Annotated in this window: 17 protein-coding genes; 10 read left to right on the plus strand and 7 right to left on the minus strand. The window is 69.8% G+C overall.

What is annotated here, in order from left to right; translation table 11 throughout:
- Window positions 1-70 precede the first annotated feature (70 nt).
- Window positions 71-1,363, plus strand: coding sequence for a hypothetical protein (locus H7A72_RS02130; RefSeq protein ID WP_185221480.1), 1,293 nt, complete (start codon window positions 71-73; stop codon window positions 1,361-1,363).
- A 6-nt stretch (window positions 1,364-1,369) separates the two neighbouring features.
- Here the strand turns inward: H7A72_RS02130 and H7A72_RS02135 are convergent, their stop codons facing one another.
- Window positions 1,370-1,612, minus strand: a complete 243-nt coding sequence (locus H7A72_RS02135; RefSeq protein WP_185221481.1) for a hypothetical protein — start codon at window positions 1,610-1,612, stop codon at window positions 1,370-1,372.
- A complete protein-coding gene (locus tag H7A72_RS02140; RefSeq protein WP_185221482.1) occupies window positions 1,612-1,794 on the minus strand; it encodes a hypothetical protein in 183 nt (60 codons plus the stop codon). Before H7A72_RS02140 ends, H7A72_RS02135 begins: the two co-directional genes overlap by 1 nt.
- 627 nt (window positions 1,795-2,421) lie before the next feature.
- On the opposite strand from H7A72_RS02140, the gene H7A72_RS02145 reads away from it, so the two are divergent.
- The 4 genes from H7A72_RS02145 to H7A72_RS02160 all read left to right on the plus strand — a co-directional run bounded on the left by H7A72_RS02145 (window position 2,422) and on the right by H7A72_RS02160 (window position 6,838).
- Window positions 2,422-3,168 carry a hypothetical protein gene (locus tag H7A72_RS02145; protein WP_185221483.1) on the plus strand — a complete coding sequence of 249 codons (747 nt, stop codon included), beginning with the start codon at window positions 2,422-2,424 and terminating at the stop codon, window positions 3,166-3,168.
- Between the two features lie 821 nt (window positions 3,169-3,989).
- Window positions 3,990-5,699: a hypothetical protein gene (locus H7A72_RS02150; RefSeq protein ID WP_185221484.1), complete on the plus strand. Its 1,710-nt coding sequence runs from the start codon at window positions 3,990-3,992 to the stop codon at window positions 5,697-5,699.
- Window positions 5,700-5,709: 10 nt separating this feature from the next.
- Window positions 5,710-6,219 (plus strand): DUF1990 family protein, encoded by a 510-nt coding sequence (locus H7A72_RS02155; protein WP_223277737.1) that lies wholly within the window; start codon window positions 5,710-5,712, stop codon window positions 6,217-6,219.
- A 31-nt stretch (window positions 6,220-6,250) separates the two neighbouring features.
- Window positions 6,251-6,838, plus strand: coding sequence for a dihydrofolate reductase family protein (locus tag H7A72_RS02160; RefSeq protein ID WP_185221486.1), 588 nt, complete (start codon window positions 6,251-6,253; stop codon window positions 6,836-6,838).
- Between the two features lie 23 nt (window positions 6,839-6,861).
- Here the strand turns inward: H7A72_RS02160 and H7A72_RS02165 are convergent, their stop codons facing one another.
- The 5 genes from H7A72_RS02165 to H7A72_RS02185 all read right to left on the minus strand — a co-directional run bounded on the left by H7A72_RS02165 (window position 6,862) and on the right by H7A72_RS02185 (window position 12,196).
- Complete coding sequence (locus H7A72_RS02165; protein ID WP_185221487.1) at window positions 6,862-7,563, minus strand: YcnI family protein; 702 nt, start codon at window positions 7,561-7,563, stop codon at window positions 6,862-6,864.
- Window positions 7,564-7,621: 58 nt separating this feature from the next.
- Window positions 7,622-8,188 carry a hypothetical protein gene (locus H7A72_RS02170; protein WP_185221488.1) on the minus strand — a complete coding sequence of 189 codons (567 nt, stop codon included), beginning with the start codon at window positions 8,186-8,188 and terminating at the stop codon, window positions 7,622-7,624.
- 30 nt (window positions 8,189-8,218) lie between these two features.
- Window positions 8,219-9,016: a DUF3152 domain-containing protein gene (locus H7A72_RS02175; RefSeq protein ID WP_185221489.1), complete on the minus strand. Its 798-nt coding sequence runs from the start codon at window positions 9,014-9,016 to the stop codon at window positions 8,219-8,221.
- Between the two features lie 27 nt (window positions 9,017-9,043).
- Entirely contained in the window at window positions 9,044-10,564 is a 1,521-nt protein-coding gene (locus H7A72_RS02180) for a TM0106 family RecB-like putative nuclease (protein WP_185221490.1), read from the minus strand.
- Window positions 10,565-10,648: 84 nt separating this feature from the next.
- Complete coding sequence (locus H7A72_RS02185; RefSeq protein WP_185221491.1) at window positions 10,649-12,196, minus strand: dolichyl-phosphate-mannose--protein mannosyltransferase; 1,548 nt, start codon at window positions 12,194-12,196, stop codon at window positions 10,649-10,651.
- Window positions 12,197-12,224: 28 nt separating this feature from the next.
- On the opposite strand from H7A72_RS02185, the gene rsmI reads away from it, so the two are divergent.
- Genes rsmI through ccsB form a run of 5 tightly spaced genes read left to right on the plus strand, consistent with a single transcriptional unit; the run spans window position 12,225 to window position 17,743 of the window.
- On the plus strand, window positions 12,225-13,061 hold the full coding sequence (gene rsmI, locus H7A72_RS02190; RefSeq protein ID WP_084449922.1) for a 16S rRNA (cytidine(1402)-2'-O)-methyltransferase: 837 nt from the start codon (window positions 12,225-12,227) through the stop codon (window positions 13,059-13,061).
- Window positions 13,062-13,079: 18 nt separating this feature from the next.
- Window positions 13,080-13,847, plus strand: coding sequence for a histidine phosphatase family protein (locus H7A72_RS02195; protein ID WP_223277738.1), 768 nt, complete (start codon window positions 13,080-13,082; stop codon window positions 13,845-13,847).
- A 7-nt stretch (window positions 13,848-13,854) separates the two neighbouring features.
- Complete coding sequence (locus H7A72_RS02200) at window positions 13,855-14,445, plus strand: TlpA disulfide reductase family protein (protein ID WP_159451147.1); 591 nt, start codon at window positions 13,855-13,857, stop codon at window positions 14,443-14,445.
- Window positions 14,442-15,218: a cytochrome c biogenesis CcdA family protein gene (locus H7A72_RS02205; protein ID WP_185221492.1), complete on the plus strand. Its 777-nt coding sequence runs from the start codon at window positions 14,442-14,444 to the stop codon at window positions 15,216-15,218. Before H7A72_RS02200 ends, H7A72_RS02205 begins: the two co-directional genes overlap by 4 nt.
- A 26-nt stretch (window positions 15,219-15,244) precedes the next feature.
- The gene (gene ccsB, locus H7A72_RS16570; protein WP_223277739.1) at window positions 15,245-17,743 is read left to right on the plus strand and encodes a c-type cytochrome biogenesis protein CcsB; all 2,499 of its coding nucleotides are present in this window, start codon (window positions 15,245-15,247) and stop codon (window positions 17,741-17,743) included.
- Window positions 17,744-17,748: the final 5 nt, after the last annotated feature.

Here is a 17,748-nt window from a genome sequence, read left to right on the forward strand (position 1 = left end):
AGGTTGGGCGCGCATCGTCGCTCTCCAGGACGAGTGTTTCGAACCGGCAGCTACCGTGAAGGGTGCAAGAGTGGCTCACGAGACTTCCTGTGCTGATCTTCTTTTTCCGGTCCTCGGCAGCCCTCTGAGTCGGCCACCGATTGCTGATGTCATGCGCGCATGGGCGTTAGAAGACCTCGACGACTACGACCTGCGGCTTAGAGCGCAGGAGTACACCGCGGACGCGTGGGCATGCTTTGCAGCAGGTGACTGGTATGTGCTGGCTGAGGTCGTCGACGAGGACGACCAGTCGGCACTTTCGTTGACCGCGGTGAGCCGCGAGCATTGGCAAGAAGGAGCCCGGGCTCTGGGCCGCGGGGACGATCAGTTGCGCGCATGGACGGACATCGCCCCAGTCACCTGGCACAAACTGTTCGCAGTGGACGGCCTATATCGACATGCAGGGGCTCCATGGGTTCGCCGGTCGGAGCGGAGCGGGGTCTTCGGCTCGGTGAACGAGTTCGGCAACTCGGCGCGGGAGTGGGCGGGCCAGTTTGTTGGGGACCTGTCCAACGAGGCTCGCTGGGTCAAGGGGGAGCACGTCGAGAGCGCGGCATTCAGTTCCTCTCACGTTCCGCGGTTCACCATCCTCGACATGGACATGATGGTCATTTTCTTGCCGCGTCATGCCGGACAGGCACCCACATTTCGGGAGGCCCTTGAGCGGCTGGACTCGTCAGTCACTCTTCGACCGAAGGGACGGTTCTGGCAGTTGCTTCAGGATGTGTCACCCCCATGGGACGTAGATGAGACACGAAACGGGGATGCCGCGATAGCCTCGGTTTCCTCGGCGCGGGAACTGTCGCCCAATGATGTGGCGAGCATGGCGGAGGTCATCGAGCAGGCCGATCACAATTTCTGGGTCTACGAGACCAGGGCCATGGATCGGTTCAGCCCTCAGGATCTACGGGCGTGGTGGGCGGATGTGCAGGACCTTGTCGATGAGAACCCTGACCTTCCCACGACGGCAGTCTCTGCCTCGGAACTCCAACTGATCATCTCGCCGCGCTCAGAGGACCACGCGCCGCCTATTGACCACTTCCTCGAACGGTTGGACACAACGGTTCGCCCACGCAGCGAGGGCGTATTCGAGCGACTCCTGCAACAGCTGGGGGACGGTTGGGATGTAGAGGAATCACGCTCCGGTGATGCGCTGATGCTGACTGTCAACTCTGCAAGCCTGTCGCATCGTGACATGGAGCGCATGGCTGCCCTTGGCGAAGAGGTGAAGGGCGACTTCTGGGCTTACGAAACTAAGACCGGGGAGCTCTTCAGCGTTGAAGCCTTGTGGCAGTGGTGGCACGAGGCGAACGAAGCCGACTGAGAGGCCTCAGCCCTTCTCTCGCTCCTCAAGGGAACGCGCCACCTTCGCCCGGTGGATGGAGCCAGCGACCAGCACCACACCTATGGCGAGAAGAACGACAGTCATCACGGGCCGAAACCATGATGTCTCGTAGGTGAATCCGCTTAGGACGAAGAACAGGAAGATCAGCAGCGCCAGGGTCGCGGAGAGGTGGCGACTGCGACGTCGTTCGGCTGCCGTGGGCTCGGGCGGTTCGAAAGGGGAACCCATCACTCTTCCCGCTGAGTCCAGCTAAACCAAGTGAAGAACGCCACGACCAGAGTCACGATGAGTCCGGCCCCGAATATGAACGCCAACCAATCGGCCACGTCACCTTCGAACCAGAGACCGATCAATTGGCCGGCGATGAGACAGACGATGCTGGCAATTGACCAGCGCACGTACGGCGGCATGCTCGCCACTAAAGCACATCCAGGACTGAGTCCCGGGTAGACGGCCACGCGGACCCTACCGACGTGCTTGCCTGGCCACAGGGCAGGCCGGCGGACCCATGGGGAGGGGGCTACGCGGACAGCAACGCGAAGGACGCGTTGCCGGGTCTGCGACGTTGGCTCACGCGGGAAGGGTCAGCATAGGTACGCCCTCCCAAATACTGCCCGCGCACTTTCGCCGCGTTCCTTGACGAAACCCTGACTTTTCACTGGCTATATGGGCTACTCAGTTGATCCGTGCCGCCGTCCCTATGCTGGCGACTGGGGTCCGGCGCTTGAGCCAGCGCCCGTACCAGGGAGGTGCCGTGAACATGCTCAGTTCGTGGTTCCAGCACCCCCACGGTGACTTGTGCTGGCGTCGGGTTCTCTCAGTGGTCCTCAATGTGGCGATGTTGGCTTGGGTGGGAAGTGCTATCGCCGGATTGATTGATGGCGCTCCCTACTGGTTCGTGTGGTGGGCGATTGCCGCCCTCGGTGTCGTAGTTGCGGGGTGTCCTCACCACTCGCGAGTTCCCGCTGAGTCGAAGGATCTTGCGCCGCGGAACGCCGCCTCCGGAGCACCTCAGGACGTCACGAAGGGTGGAAGCGATGCCGTCAACCAATGACCGCGCCCGAGCTGCAGGGGACCCGAGCGCAAGCGTGAACGTGTTGGTCGCCGCGTCGATCGACAAATCTCCGAAAGTTCGCGCAGCAGTTGCGGAGAACCCATCGACACCGCCGGAAGTTCTAGCCCAGCTCGTCGAAGATGGCCGGTGGCAAGTCCGATATGCCGTAGCTGAGAACCCGAGTTCAGAGGCGTGTCGCATTGCCATGTCGTGCTCTGATCCCGATGTGCGCGGGCTCGCAGCCCAACGCGACGACTTGAGTCGCGCGCAGATCGATCAGATCCTCCGGGATCCAGCCCATTCGGTGAGAGAACGGCTCTCAGAGGTGACCACCGATGATGAGGTGCTGCGAAGGCTAGCGAGCGATCCTCACCCCGCGGTTAGAGCCAGTCTTGCCCTCAATGAGGCATTGCCGTTAGACGTCCTCGAGACCCTCGCACACGACAAGAGTGCCCGCGTCAGGTCGGCTGCGGCTGCCTCTCGTCGTCTGCCCGCCGAGACACTGACGGCGATGGCGAAGGACCGCTCGGTCCAGGTCCAGTGGTCCGTCCTCGTCAGTAACCCTGAGCGGCTCGACCTCGCTGCCGAGATTGCGGAGCACCCGGACGCCATGAACGCCGGCCAAGCGCGATCTCAACTAGAACGCCCGGAAGACTTCACTCGGGTCCTCGGCGCTGTCGACCCCGTCCAGCCGGACGGCAACGAACAATGCCCGGAAGTAGGCAAGTGACGCGCAGGCGGTCTGCTGCCTGTGAGGACTTTCTCTACTGACTCAAGGCGGGCCTTCGGCCCGCGGCCGTCGCCTACGGCCGCTCCGGTGGGGACCCCCGCGCTCCGGGCTCGTTCCTCGCCCTCCGCGCACCCCCACCTGCGCGCCCTTCGTCGCCGACCGAGCACAAGAGCGGGCACCCGATGATCACCTCACCGAGTGCCCTCACTCTGCGAACCGCCGACCCGGCGCTACACCATCCGGCCTCCACGGCCACGGCTCAAGCGGCCACCGCGCACGGCATCCGGGACGCGCTCCGCGCCTGCGATCCACACCTGATCACAACTCCCGGCCGCTTGACCCGCACCCGCTCCGACCGGCTCTGCTCCGCTATCGGGTCGCCGGCTCTCCGTGCCCCCCTGATGCCCCCCGGCGCGACATTCCAGGGTCTGGGTGGCACGTATGCACACCCGTCCTTGCGGTAACACCGGGGATCGGCCGTGGCAGCACGCCTTCGCAATGAGAAGGTCAGGGGTTCGAATCCCCTCAGCTCCACCACCGAAGGCCCCCGGCGTCGCGCCGGGGGCCTTCGCCGTTCTGGGGCGCATCGCGACAGTGCCGCCCTCATCATCGGCAGGGGAGTTGGTCCCGCCTCGACATTGAGTAGGTCGACGCCCGCCCGATCGGTTCCTGTGCCCAGGAAGTGCGACCTGCCACGCCCTCGAGCCTGTCGCCTGATTCTGGACGTTGACGTGAGGGCGAGAACTGGTCCGGCTCCTGGAATCCACCGTCGTCGGCAAGGCGTCCCCAAGCATGGCGAGAAGCGCTCATAGGATGCGACGGTGACTGGCCTCGACCTGCTCTTCCGCTATGACGTGCCTCTGGTCGTCTGGTCACTGGTCTGGGTCGCCGCTGCGGCGGTCATGTGGGGTCGAGGGCGGGGTGTCCCAACGGCGTGGCTGGTCACGTGGCCGCTGGGAGCGATCGTGGTGCGGGAACTTGTTCCGCCGAGCCGCGGCCTGGTGTCGGGGCTCCCGCGTACCTGGGACCTGCCGGTTGAGCACGTGTTGTGGCCGTGGCAGTGGCTCCAGCCGGACCCTCGACTCGGGGGGATCGTGCTGATGCTTCTGGCAGGTCTGCTAGTGGGCCGCCGGCCGCGCATGCTGTTCTGGGCCGCCGGGACTCCCCTTGTCGTCGAGGTGTTGCAGTATGTGGTCCCCTCACTGGCCAGAGTCGGCTCGACACCGGATCTGGTGCACGCATGGATGGGTTTGGCCTGTGGGGCTTTTATTGGCATAGCCGCGACCTCTCTCTGGGCTCGGCGCCCGCCGGTGTCGCGGAGGGTGGTCGTGGTCGCTGCCCTCGCCGCGGTGGTTGCTGTTGGTGCCGCTATCGCCGCGCCGGGCGAATCAATTGACCCCAGAGCCTCGACCCCCGTGGCTGGGAAGGGCTTCCATGTTCCGGCGGGCGACACTCCCGCGCCCGAGGCCGCGGTGTGGTTGGCGGACGGGACGATTCCTGGCAGTGGCGGGCCGTACGAGGAGATGAGCCGAGTCGCCCTCTGGGACCTCCACCTGCTGACCACCAACGGCTTGAAGGTCGGAGCGCTGCCGGCTGCAGGGCCATCCGAGAAGTGGGGCTACTTCTGGCCGCGTGACGGAGCCTTCCTGGCCGTGGCACTGCATCGCACCGGGCACGAGCTCGAGGCCACAGGTGTGCTCGAGGGTGTCAGCACTCTCTACCTGGACCCGATGTATGGGTTCGACGCCCGGTATCTCTTGTCTGGTGAACGCGTCTACCTCGATCCCCGCCGGGCGCAAGTTGACGGGTGCGGCTGGGTGCTGTGGGCGATCCACGAGACGAGTCAGGACGCCAGGTCAACGTCGAAGATCGACCGGCTCCGCGACCGATGCACCGACCAGCTGTTGAGGTCTACGGGCGGAGGAAGCCACCTCCCGTCACCTGGGCAGGACTACTGGGAGCAGACCAGCCACCGATATCTCCTGGGCGCCAGTGCACCCGTTGCCGCTGGCCTGCGCTTCGCCGCGAGCGACTACCGGAGGCTCGGCCAGTCCCAGCGAGCCGAGACTGTTCAACAGGCAGCAGAGGGAGTGCGCGCTGAGGTCAACGAGATCTTTGGGCCGGGCTTCCAACGATCGCCCACCCAAGGAGGTGTCGACGCGTCGAGCGCCATGCTCATGCCTCCCTTCGACCCCCAACCTCTTCCGGGAGTCGCCGATGCCTGGGCGAAGTACCAACGGGACGCCGTTCGCCCGGCCGGAGGCCTCGCGCCGGGTGCGGAGTGGAAGAAGGACGGGACATCGTGGACACCGGAAGTCGCGCTTGTCGCATACAGCGCCGCGGCGTCCGGCGACAGGTCGACGGCGCTTCACTGGCTCGCATGGCTGGACAGGCATCGCACGGAATGGGGTTCTCTGCCCGAGAAGGTCGACTGGAAGGGCGACCCAGGCGGGCCGGCGCCGCTCGGCTGGACCTCAGCTCTTGTCATTCTCACCCTGGACGAGCTCGATGCTGATGATGTTCGAAGATGAGGTCGTAGACATGGACCAGCCCCCCGTCACCTACGCCCCCGTCGGGTGCACGCGCACGGGCGTGGTGCCGGACGGGTTCGACGAGCTGCGCCGCAGCCGTCGGGTCGGATCGGGGCGCGACGGCTTCGAGCGGGCCGCCGACGCTTTGTTGTCCTGGCAGATGCACCGTCGCGCCGGGATCGCGGTGATGGCATCGCACGCGCGGGTCGAGACCGGAGCGGTCGCCGAACTGCGCCTGGGCGTGGGTCGGCTAGGCGTTCGCGCGCCAGTGCGGGTCGTGGACGTGGTCGACGAGCCCACCCGTCGCGGCTTCGCCTACGGCACCCTGCCCGGTCACCCCGAGAGCGGCGAGGAGTCGTTCGTCGTGGAGCTGGGCGAAACGGGCGACGTGACCCTCACGATCGCCGCGATCTCCCGTCCGGCGTCACGCTTGGCGCGCCTCTCCGGGCCGGTCGGCCGCCTGGTGCAGTCGCGGATCACCGACCGCTACCTGTCGGCGCTCGCCGACGACGAGGGGTGACGGGCTCCCCCTTCGCCAGTAGCGTCGGTCCATGGCACCTACGTCCCGCCTCGTCACCTACTCGATGAACATCTCGCTCGACGGCTACATCGTCGGGCCGGACGGCGGCTTCGACTGGTCGGAGCCGGACGAAGAGGTCTTCGCCGCCCACACCCACGAGCTGCGCGGGGTCGGCGTGCATCTGCTCGGCCGCCGGCTGCACGAGACGATGTCCTACTGGGAGACCGCCGACCAGGAGCCCGAGTCCGACTACTCCACCGTCGAGTGGGCGCAGATGTGGCGGGCGGTGCCCAAGGTCGTCTTCTCCCGCACCCTCACGGAGGTGACCGGCACCAACACCCGGCTGGCGACCCGAGGCCTGGCCGAGGAGATCGCGGCCCTGCGAGCCGAGCCCGACGAAGGGGAGATCGCCCTCGGTGGCGCAGAGCTCGCCGCGGCGGCCGCGGCGGCCGACCTCGTCGACGAGTACCGCCCCTTCGTCCTGCCGGTCGTCGTCGGGGGCGGTCGCCCCTACTGGCCCGAGGGGTTGGACCGGATCGACCTCGAGCACGTCTCCAGCCGCACCTTCGGCAACGGCGTCGTGGCGTCGCGCTACCGGGTGGTGCGGCCCGGCGCCTGAGCGCCGGGCCGCACCGGGGCGGGTCAGGCCCGGCGTCGCCCTGCCACGGCAACGCCCGTGCCCACGAGGGCCACGACGAGCGCCAGCCCGCCGAGCACCCGGGCGAGGGTGTCGGCGGAGGCCGGCTGGCTCCCTTCGTCCTCGCTCCCGTCGTCCGCGGCGGTGGCGTGGTGGCCACCCTCCTCGGCGGCCGTGACCTCGAAGCTCGGAGCGGGGTGCTCCGGCTCCTCGCCGTCCTCCTCGACGACGTCCGACCAGTCGGCGACCTCGCCGTCGGAGTAGGTCTGCTTCGCCGGGAGGACGAGCTCGCCGGGGGTGGGCAGCGGGCCGGCGCTGATCGCGAACTCCGCGTACTCGCCCGGCGCGATGCCGGCCGACTCGGAGTCGGCGGTCCACGTGACCGTCCGCGGCGCCTCGGTCAGCGTGAGGTCGTTGGCGGTGACCTTCTCGGGGAGTTTCGCCGTCGTGACCTTCGCCGTCCAGCCCGGGACCGGGCGGACGGAGACGGTCGCGAGCGGCCGGTCCTGGGGGAGGGTGACGACGAGCTTGGTCGTCGCGGCGGTGTCCGACTCGTTGGGCACGCGGAAGGTGATCGCCGCGTAACCGCCGGACGCCGTCGCCTCGGGGATGACGCGCACGTGGGCGGCGGCGGGCAGTGCCATCGCGGCGGTGGCGGCGAGGGCAAGGGTCAGGGCAGCGGCGGAGCGCAGGGTGGTGCGGTTCATGAGATGTCCTTCGGTGAGGTGTGCGGAGCCCGCCCGCGCCCTCACGGCGAGGGACGGGTCAGGCAGGAGTGGGAGCGGGCCGCACCGGCGGACCGCGTCGCCCCACCCCACCGAGGACGAAGGGAGCCCGTCGCCGCTGGTCCGCGCGGGCCGGGATCTCGGACGGCGCGGCGTCGACGACCCGCCGGATAGGCCGCGGCAGGACCGGTCGCAGCAGTCCGGCGAGGAACCACACGGCCTCCTCGCCACGGGCGAGGAGCAGGGCCAGCAGCAGCGCGGCGACGGTGTGCGCCAGGACCATCGCCGGGCTCGTGTGGGACACCTCGGCCCCGCCGGCGCACCCGACGACCATCTCGTGGTGACCACCACCGACGGCGCACGTTGGGGCGTGGTGGCCGGCGGAGAGCAGGGTGTGCAGGACCACCTGGGCCCCGCCGAGCGTGGCGGCCAGCGCCACGCGGCCGAGCCGCCAGCGGGTGAGGAGCAGGCCGCTCCACAGGAGCACCCCGATGACGAGCACGATCCCGCCGGTCGAAGGAAGCCCGCCGCCGGCAGCGAGGTGGGCGCCGGTCGACAGCCCACCGGCCGCGAGCGTCCACGCGAGGGTGCGCGCCGGCCGCAGCACACCCCTGCTCGGCTCGGTTACGTGCTGATCCTAGGCAGCGGGGGGTCCGCTGATCATGTCGCCGTCTGCGTCGAACGGCCAGGGGTTGGCCGTGCAACCCTGCAGACCGAGCGTCTGCTGGAGCATGACCGGTGCCCGCCAGCGCTTGCCCGGGCACCGCTCGTGGCCCAGGCCGAGCCCGTGCCCGACCTCGTGGTTGACGAGATAGGTGCGGTAGAGCGAGAGGTCGTCGACGTGCGGCACCCCGAGGAACCAGCGGTCGAGGTTGAGCACGATGAACTGCCCTGCGCGGCAAGAGGTGTAGCCGTCGGTGGCGGCTCCGGCCGCCTCGCACTGCTTGTCGACGGTCGCGGGGGTCGCGAGCCGGATCGTCAGTTCCGGCTGGGCCCGCGCGACCCGCTGGAAGCGCCACCGGCCGTCACCCGTCCACCCCCGCTCGTGGGAGAGGGCCTGGTCGATGACCCGGCCGAACTCGCGCGTGGTCACCCCGGCGCCCTGCTCGACCTCGACGCGATAGGTCACCACCCGCCCGGACCGGCCGTGCACCGGGGTCCCGGTCTGCATGCGGGTGTAGCGGCCCGTCGAGCGGTACTCCGGCAGGGTCGGGGAGGCGGACGTCGGGCTCGACGACGTGGGGGACGGCTCGGAGGAGGTGGCCGTGGTGACGGCTGCCCCGGCGCCGGGGTCGTCCCGGTCGGGCGCGCCGTAGGCCGAGCGCAGCCCGACGACGAGGGCGACCACGACGAGCAGCGCCAGGCCGGCGGCCGCGAGCTGTCGGCGTCGTGCCTGGGCGGCGCCCGCCGGGGCCAGGGATCGAAGGTGGGACACGTCCATCAGGGTAGGCCGCCCCGGTGGTCAACCCGCGTGCGCGAGCAGCCAATCGCGCAGCCGCAGCGTCGACAGGCAGTCGTACTCGTTGTACTGGCGCAGGTCCTCGAGGCGGGCGGCGGCCTCGGCCTCGTCGCCCGCGGCGATCGCCTCGCGGTAGCGCTGGTACTCGATGATCGAGTCGCCGCCCGCGGTGACGCCGTCGGCGTCGCGCAGGTCGTGACCCATGTAGAGCGGCTCGAGCCGCTTGATCGAGTAGGAGCGGCTGCCGACGCGCACGGCGGACTTGACCGCCGCGTAGAGGTCGACGAAGACGCCGTCGTCGAGGATTTGGGCCACCTCGGCCTCGTAGACGCCGTGGCGAGCGGCCATGCGGGACAAGGCTGCTCGCTCGTAGCCGGAGTAGTGGTAGACGTGCAGGTCGGGCCAGCGCTCGAGCCGGTGGCGCAGCCAGTCGACGAAGCAGACGAGGGCGGCCCGCTCCTGCTCCCGGTCGTGGGCCCAGAAGGCGACGAACTCCTCGCTCGCCGTGAGCGACCCGAAGAGGTACTCCAGCCCGGTGTCGGTCGGCGTCGAGCCCCGCCACATCGGGTCGCCCTCGAAGTCGAAGAAGACGTCGCCGTCGCTCGGCGCCGGCAGCTCGGCGAGCACCTCGGGGGCGAAGACCTCGTAGGGCAGCGGTGTCTCGGGAGTCGGCTCGGTGAGCTGCAGCCCCGCCTGGCTGCGCAGGACGGCGAGCTGGTCGTCGTCGATGCCCTCGATGGGCTCGGTGCGCTCGGCGAGGGCGGTCATCGTCGTGACGCCCGCCTCGAGCAGTCGCGCCCGGGTCGTGGCGCGCACGCCGCCGACGAGCCCGACGTCCTCTCGGACAGCCAGCTCGGCCCGGCAGGCGTCGCAGAAGAGGCAGGTCCGCCACCGCGGGTCCTCCCACCGGGCCGGGCCGGACTCGCCGGTGTGCGTGTCGATGACCTCGAGCAGCCGGTCGCGCAGCTCGCCCAGCGGCTCGGCGAGTTCCTCGCGCGGGGTGTCGACGATGCTCCCGTCACCGAGGATCAGCCGGACGAAGGGGGCGACCGTCACCCCGGAGGAGGCGAGCGCCTCGGCGTAGGCGGCCACTTGGAGGAGGGCGTGGGGCCGGGCGCTGCGGGCGAGCTTGGTCTCGGCGACGACCCAGGTCTCGTCGTCGTGTCGGAGCAGGTGGTCGGCACGGCCGCGGAAGCGCTCGCCGGCGACCGGGGCCTGGTGGATGAGCCGCACCGAGGGATCGCGCAGGAGCGGCAGGAGCTGCTCCGGCGACAGCCGCGCGGCGTCGACGACGCCGTCACCGGTCGCGGCGGTCAGCTCGTCGGTGACCTCCTGCTCGTAGTCGCGGCCGAGGTCGCCGAAGCGCTCGCGCACGGGGTCGACCTCGACCGGGAGGGCCTCGCGTCGGCCGAGCCGCACGTCGAGGTCGACGAGGAGGCCGAACTCGCACTCACGACCTCGGCGCAGGTCACCCGCGGTGAGCACCGCGGGCTGCGGCCGGTCGTCGACGAGGGGCAGGTCCATGGCCTCGAGGGTACGAGGCGCCGCCGACACCCCGTTGGTCGAGGTGGGAGGCCGCCGGCGGTCGACCCTCGAGACCTCCCGGGCTCACACCCAGCTCGGGAACCACATGCGCCAGCGCCAGTGGTCGTAGGGGATGACCTGCGCGGTCCAGACCGGCCAGTAGAAGGCGAAGTTGGCCAGGACGAGCAGCAGGTAGGCGCCGATGACGAGGTGACCGAGGCGGCGTCGGCGGGCGTCGGCGCCCGGCGGGCCGAGGGCCAGACCGAGCATGAAGACGACCGCGAGGATCACCCAGGGCTCGAAGGAGATCGTGTAGAAGGTGAAGATCGTGCGGTGCTGCAGGAAGAACCACGGCAGCCAGCCCCCGACGAAGCCGGCGAGGATCGCCCCGGCGCGCCAGTCGCGCCGCATCGCCCAGTGCCACACCAGGAAGAACAGGGCGGCGGTCGCGAGCCACCAGATCGACACCGAGCCGAGCGAGGTGATCGCCTTGGAGCACTTGTCGACCTCGCAGCCGTCGACGCCCATCGCCTTGTTCTCGTAGAAGAAGGACGTCGGCCGCGACTGGATCATCCACGACCACGGGTTGGACTGGTAGGTGTGCGGCGAGGTCAGCCCGTCGTGGAACTCGTAGGCCTGCACGTGGTACTGCCACAACGAACGAAGGGCGGGCGGCAGCCACTGGACGCCCTCGCCGGGGTGCTCCACGGCCCAGGTGCGGTTGTAGCCGGTCTTCGTGGCGAACCACCCGGTCCACGAGGCGAGGTAGGTGCCCAGGACGACGGCGGTCATCGTGACGAAGGCCCAGACGCCGTCCTTGAAAAGGCCGGTGAGGGCCCAGTGCCGGGTGCCGGCGGCGCGGCGGGCACCCAGGTCCCAGAAGACGGTCATCAGGCCGAAGGCGGCGAAGAAGTACAGGCCGGACCACTTCGTGCCGCAGGCCAGGCCGAGGGAGAGCGCCGCGACGAGCCGCCACGGGCGCCACCACAGCATCGCGCCGGCACCGCGGACCCCGCGTGCCGCGGCCCGGGCGGCGAGGCGCTCGCGCGACCAGTCCCGGTCGATCAGCAGGGCGCCGAAGGCCGCGAGCGCGAAGAACATGACGATGATGTCGAGCAGGCCGGTGCGTGAGTGGACGAAGTGGTGCCCCTCGAAGGCCATGAGGAAGGCCGCGATCGCCCCGAGCCAGCTCGACCCGAACATCCGGCGGGCGATCCGGCCGACCATGAGGATCGAGAGCGTGCCGAGGAGCGCGACGGCGAAGCGCCAGCCGAAGCTCGACGTCGGGCCGAAGAGCCACTCGCCGCCGGCGATGATCCACTTGCCGACCGGCGGGTGGACGACCATGTCGCCCTCGGTGGACTTGAAGACGTCGAGGTTGCCGGTGGTGAAGAGCGGGTCGACCTTCTCCCCTTCGCCCTTCCACCGCATCTCGACGCCGTACTCGAGCATCGAGACGCCCTGCTTGACGTAGTAGGTCTCGTCGAAGACCAGCTGGTGGGGTCGGCCGAGGGTCCAGAAGCGCAGGATGCCGCCGATCGCGGCGAAGAGCAGCGGACCGGCCCAGCCCCACAGGGCGTCGGTGGGACGGAAGCCGAGCAGACGCGCGCGCAACTGCTCCCCCCGGTCCATGGCCGTCATCGTAGGCGAGGATGGGGCCATGCCTCTCGTGCTCGCCGCCACGCCCATCGGAGACCCCCGCGACGCCAGCCCGCGGCTGCGTGAGGAGCTCGCCGGGGCCGACGTCGTCGCGGCCGAGGACACCCGCCGGTTGCGACGCCTGGCCGGCGAGCTCGGCGTCGACCTGCCCGAGCGCGTCGTGAGCTACCACGAGCACAACGAGGCGACGAAGACCGCCGAGCTGCTCGAGTCGGTCGTCGCGGGGGAGCGGGTCGTCCTCGTCACCGACGCGGGGATGCCCTCGGTGTCCGACCCCGGTTACCGCTTCGTGCGGGCCTGCATCGACGCCGACGAGGTCGTCACCTGCGTGCCGGGGCCGAGCGCGGTGCTCATGGCCCTGGCGGTCTCCGGGCTGCCGGTCGACCGCTTCACCTTCGAGGGCTTCCTGCCGCGCAAGGCAGGCGAGCGCACCCGGCTGCTCACCGAGATCGCGCAGGAGCGACGCACGATGGTCTTCTTCGAGGCACCGCACCGCATCGCCGTGTCGCTCGAGGTCATGGCCGAGGTGCTCGGCGAGGACCGGGAGGCGGCGGTCTGCCGCGAGTTGACGAAGACCTACGAGGAGGTGCGGCGCGGCACCCTGGCCGAGCTCGCGGAATGGGCTGCCGAGGGAGTGAAGGGCGAGATCACGATCGTCGTCGGGGGCGCCCCGGACACCTCGGTGTCCGTCGAGGACGCCGTCGCCGAGGTCCTCGCCCGCCACGACCGAGGCTCCCGGCTCAAGGACGTGTGCGCGGCCGTGGCCACCTCGACCGGCCACGGCAAGAAGGCGCTCTACGACGCGGTGCTGGCCCACCGCAAGGAGCACTCAGACTGAGATGGCACAATCCGCGGCATGACCGAGCCGATGCCCGACTCCGGCACCGACCTGCCCTTCGACGAGGAGTCCTCCGCCGTCGCCGCGGAGGCCACGAGAGAGGCCGCCGCCGGCGCCCGTGAGGCCCACGCCGAGCACGGCGTCCACCCCGGGACCGAGCGCACCGTCGTCCACCTGCTGCGCCATGGCGAGGTGTACAACCCCGACAAGATCCTCTACGGCCGGCTGCCGGGCTACCACCTGTCCGACCTCGGGCACGAGATGGCCCGGGTCGTCGCCGACCACCTCGCCGACGCCGACCTCGCGCTCGTCGTCCACAGCCCGCTCGTGCGCACCGCCGAGACCGCGGCCCCGACGCTCGAGCGCCATGGCCTGACCGCGGTCGTCGACCCGCGGGTCATCGAGGCGGGCAACAAGTTCGAAGGGCGGCGCTTCCGCAAGCGGCTCCTCCTCGACCCTCGCCGCTGGTGGTGGCTGCGTGACCCGACGAAGCCGACATGGGGCGAGTCCTACCGCGCCATCGGCAAGCGGATGACCGCCGCCATTGAGGACGCCCGCGACCACGGGCGGGGCCGCGAGGTCCTGATCGTCAGCCACCAGCTACCGATCTGGACCATCCGCAGCGTCCTCGAGCAGCGCAACCTCTGGCACGACCCGCGCAAGCGCGAGTGCAACCTCGCCTCCCTCACCTCGGTGACCTTCATCGGCGACGAGATCACCGATGTCGCGTACAGCGAGCCCGCCGCCCACCTCTACGCGCACGCCGCGAAGATCCCTGGAGCCTGACCCCTTCATGCAGATGCACCGCCTGACCCGCACCCTCGTCGCGGCCGCGAGCGCCCTGGCCATCACCGGGGGCCTCGCCGCCTGCGGTGAGTCCGCCTCGTCCAAGGCCGCCAAGGAGCTCGGCTACCGCAATGGCGACGGCGGCGCCCACCTCGTCGCCGAGGCCGACCGGGCCGAGCCCGTGGAGCTGTCCGGCGAGACCATCGACGGCAAGACCTGGGACAGCGCCGACGAGCGCGGCAAGGTCGTCGTCGTCAACAGCTGGGCGAGCTGGTGCGGTCCGTGCGCCACGGAGGCGCCGCACCTCGTCGAGGCCCAGCAGGAGACGAAGGGGGAGGACGTCGAGTTCGTCGGGATCAACTTCCGCGAGTCCTCCAAGGAGACCGGCCGGGCGCAGGCGCAGGAGTGGGGCTTCACCTGGCCCTCCGTCTACGACAAGTCCGGCCAGAGCGCCCTGGCCATGCAGGGCAAGATGACCGCCACGCCGTCCACCGCCGTGCTCGACCGTGAGGGTCGGATCGCGGCCGTCGTCCTCGGGCCCGTGACCACCTCGACGCTCGTCGGGCTCGTCGAGGACACCCTGGCCGAAAAGGGATGATTACGGCATACACCTCGCTCCCGGCGCTCGCCAGCGGACTGAGCGACCAGGTGGCCGACGGGGCGCTGCCCCTCGCCGTGCTCGTCGCGGCGCTCGCCGGCCTCGTCTCCTTCGCCACCCCGTGCGTGCTGCCGCTCGTGCCCGGCTACCTCGGCTACGTCACCGGCCTGTCCGATGTCGCGCTCGAGAAGCGCAGCCGCGGCCGGATGGTCCTGGGGACCCTGCTCTTCATCCTCGGCTTCAGTGCGGTCTTCGTCCTCGCGTCGATGTTCGTCGCGACCGCCGGACGGGCGCTCGTCGAGCACCGCGAGCTGCTCATGCGCCTCGGCGGCGTGCTCGTCATCCTCATGGCCTTGGTCTTCCTCGGCGCCGGCTCGCAGCGCACCCTGCGCCTGCCCGTCAAGCCGGCGACCGGGCTGGCCGGGGCGCCCCTGCTCGGCGCGGTCTTCGGTCTGGGCTGGGCGCCGTGCATGGGGCCGACCCTCGGCGCCGTCCTCGCGCTCAACCTCACCGGTGACGCGTCCACGACCCGCGCGGTGGTTCTCGCCGTCGCCTACTGCCTTGGTCTGGGCCTGCCCTTCCTGCTCATCGCTGCGGCCTACGAACGCTGGGCGCCCGTCTCGGCGTGGCTGCGCCGTCGCCAGCGGGCCATCCAGATCGCCGGTGCGGTGCTGCTCATCGCCGTCGGCCTGCTCCTGCTCACCGGCGGCTGGGACGCGATGACCCAGTGGCTGCAGATCCATCTCATCAGCGACACGGAGGTCATCCTGTGAGCGCGGACCGGCCCGACAGGTCCACCGTGACCCAACCCCGGCTCGGCGTCGTCGGCTACCTGCGGTGGGGCTGGCGGCAGCTGACGAGCATGCGCACGGCGCTCTTCCTGCTGCTGCTCCTCGCCATCGGCGCCGTCCCCGGCTCGGTCTTCCCGCAGCGCAGCATCGACCCGGCGCGCACCGAGGACTGGATCTCCCGGCACGAGACGACCGGGCCGTGGCTCGACAAGCTCGGGGCCTTCGAGGTCTACTCCTCGCCCTGGTTCTCCGCGATCTACCTGCTGCTCTTCATCTCGCTCATCGGCTGCATCCTGCCGCGCACCGCGGTGCACTGGAAGGCCTTGCGCAGCAAGCCCCCTCGCGCGCCCAAGCGGCTCGCCCGGCTCGAGGCGCACGCCGACGGCGAGGTCGACGGGGACCTCGCCGAGGTGCGCGCAGCGGCCACCGCGGTGCTGCGCCGCCGCCGCTACCGCGTCGCCAGCCACGACGACGCGTCGGTGTCGGCGGAGAAGGGATACCTCAAGGAGACCGGCAACCTCGTCTTCCACACCGCCCTCGTCACCCTGATCATCGGGATCGCGGTCGGCTACCTGTGGGGCTGGAAGGCCGACATCATCGTGCCCTCCGGGGAGTCCTTCGTGAGCACGGTGACCCGCTACGACACCTTCGCCCCGGGGCCCTTCGTCGACGCGTCCTCGATGTCCCCCTTCGCCATCGACGTGAAGAAGATGAGCGCCGACTTCAACGACCGCAAGCCCGGCGCGACGACCTTCGGCCAGCCGCGGGACTTCGAGGCCCTCGTCGACGTGACCGAGGCCGACGGCAACTCCTTCACCGACAGCATCAAGGTCAACCACCCCCTGGAGATGAAGGGCGCGACGGTCTTCCTCCTCGGCAACGGCTACGCGCCTGTCGTCACCGTCAAGGACGCCGACGGCAAGGTCCTGTACTCGGGGGCCACCGCCTTCCTCGCGCAGGACGGCAACTACCGCTCGACCGGCGCGATCAAGGTCGGGGCGGCCAAGGAGCAGTTCGGCTTCGTCGGGCTCTTCCTCCCCACCGCCTACATCGACCCCGACCAGGGGCCGATCTCGGTCTTCCCGGACACCAGGAGCCCGGCGCTCGCGATGAGCATGTACACCGGCGAGCTCTACCCGAACGGCCGTCCGCAGTCCGTCTTCACCCTCGACACCGCGTCGATGAAGAAGGTCGAGACCAAGGACGGCAAGGACGCGCTGCGGTTGTGGCTGCAGCCCGGCGAGGGCGCCACGCTGCCCGACGGCATGGGCACGATCACCTTCGACGGCATCGAGCGATACGCGGGCTTCTCGGTGCGCCACGACCCCGGCAAGGGCCTGACCCTGTGGTCGGCGCTCGCTGCGCTGGCTGGCCTGATCACGACCCTGACCATCAAGCGCCGCCGCGTCTTCGTGCGTCTCGTCCAGGTGGGCGAGGTCGTGCGGGTGGAGGTCGCTGGTATGAGCAAGGACGACGACGAGGGCATCCTCGGGGTGGTCCAGGAGATCCGCGACGAGCTCGTGGGAGAATCGAGGACAATGATGACGAACGCGATGCTGGCCCAGTACGCCAACTACTCGCTGGCCGCGGCCGCGCTGGTGATCACCGTGGCGATGCTCGGCTACGCCCTGTACCTCGCGCAGGCGGTGCCGGTGCGCGAGCGCGACGAGGTGGCAGCCAAAGTCCCTGCTGCTGTGGGCGCTCCTGCCACGGACGAAGGGGGCGACGCACCCGCCGAGACCGGCACCGCGACCGCTGTGGAGACCCCGATGCGGGCGCGCAAGGCCGCCGGTGTCGCCGGCTCCCTCTCGTGGCTCGGTGCGGGGTTCCTGCTGCTGTCGTTCGCGCTGCGGGGGTTCGCGGTGGACCGATTCCCCCTGGGCAACCTCTTCGAGTTCAGCATCGGCGCAGCCTTCTTCGCCATGGCGACGTTCAGCGTGGCCAAGTCGCGGCGTGACCTGCGCTGGCTCGGGGTCTTCGTCACGGCCTTCGTGGTGCTGCTGCTCATGATCGCCTCGACCTCCTGGTACGTCGAGGCCGACGAGGTCGTGCCCTCGCTGCAGTCCTACTGGCTGCCGATCCACGTGACCGTCGCCACCCTCGCCGTCGGTGTCCTCACCGTCGGCGCCATCGTCAGCGGGCTCTACCTGCTCAGCGACCGCGAGGTCGGTGGCGAGCGGTTCTGGCGCAAGCTGCCGTCAGCTCCGGCGCTGGAGAGGTTCTCCTACTCCCTGCACATCATCGGCTTCCCGCTGTGGACCTTCACCCTCATCGCCGGCGCCATCTGGGCCCGCGAGGCCTGGGGCGCGTACTGGACCTGGGACCCCAAGGAGGTGTGGACCTTCGTCATCTGGACGGTCTACGCCGCCTACCTGCACGCCCGCGCGACGAAGAACACCCCACGTCGCACGGCGAACTGGATCGCCATCGCGGGCTTCGTGTGCATCATCATCAACTACACGGTCGTGAACTTCTACTTCATCGGCATGCACAGCTACGCCCAGTGAGGCAC

Origin of the sequence: Janibacter sp. YB324 (genome assembly GCF_014217915.1) — a bacterium.
GTDB classification, from domain to species: Bacteria; Actinomycetota; Actinomycetes; order Actinomycetales; family Dermatophilaceae; genus Janibacter; species Janibacter indicus.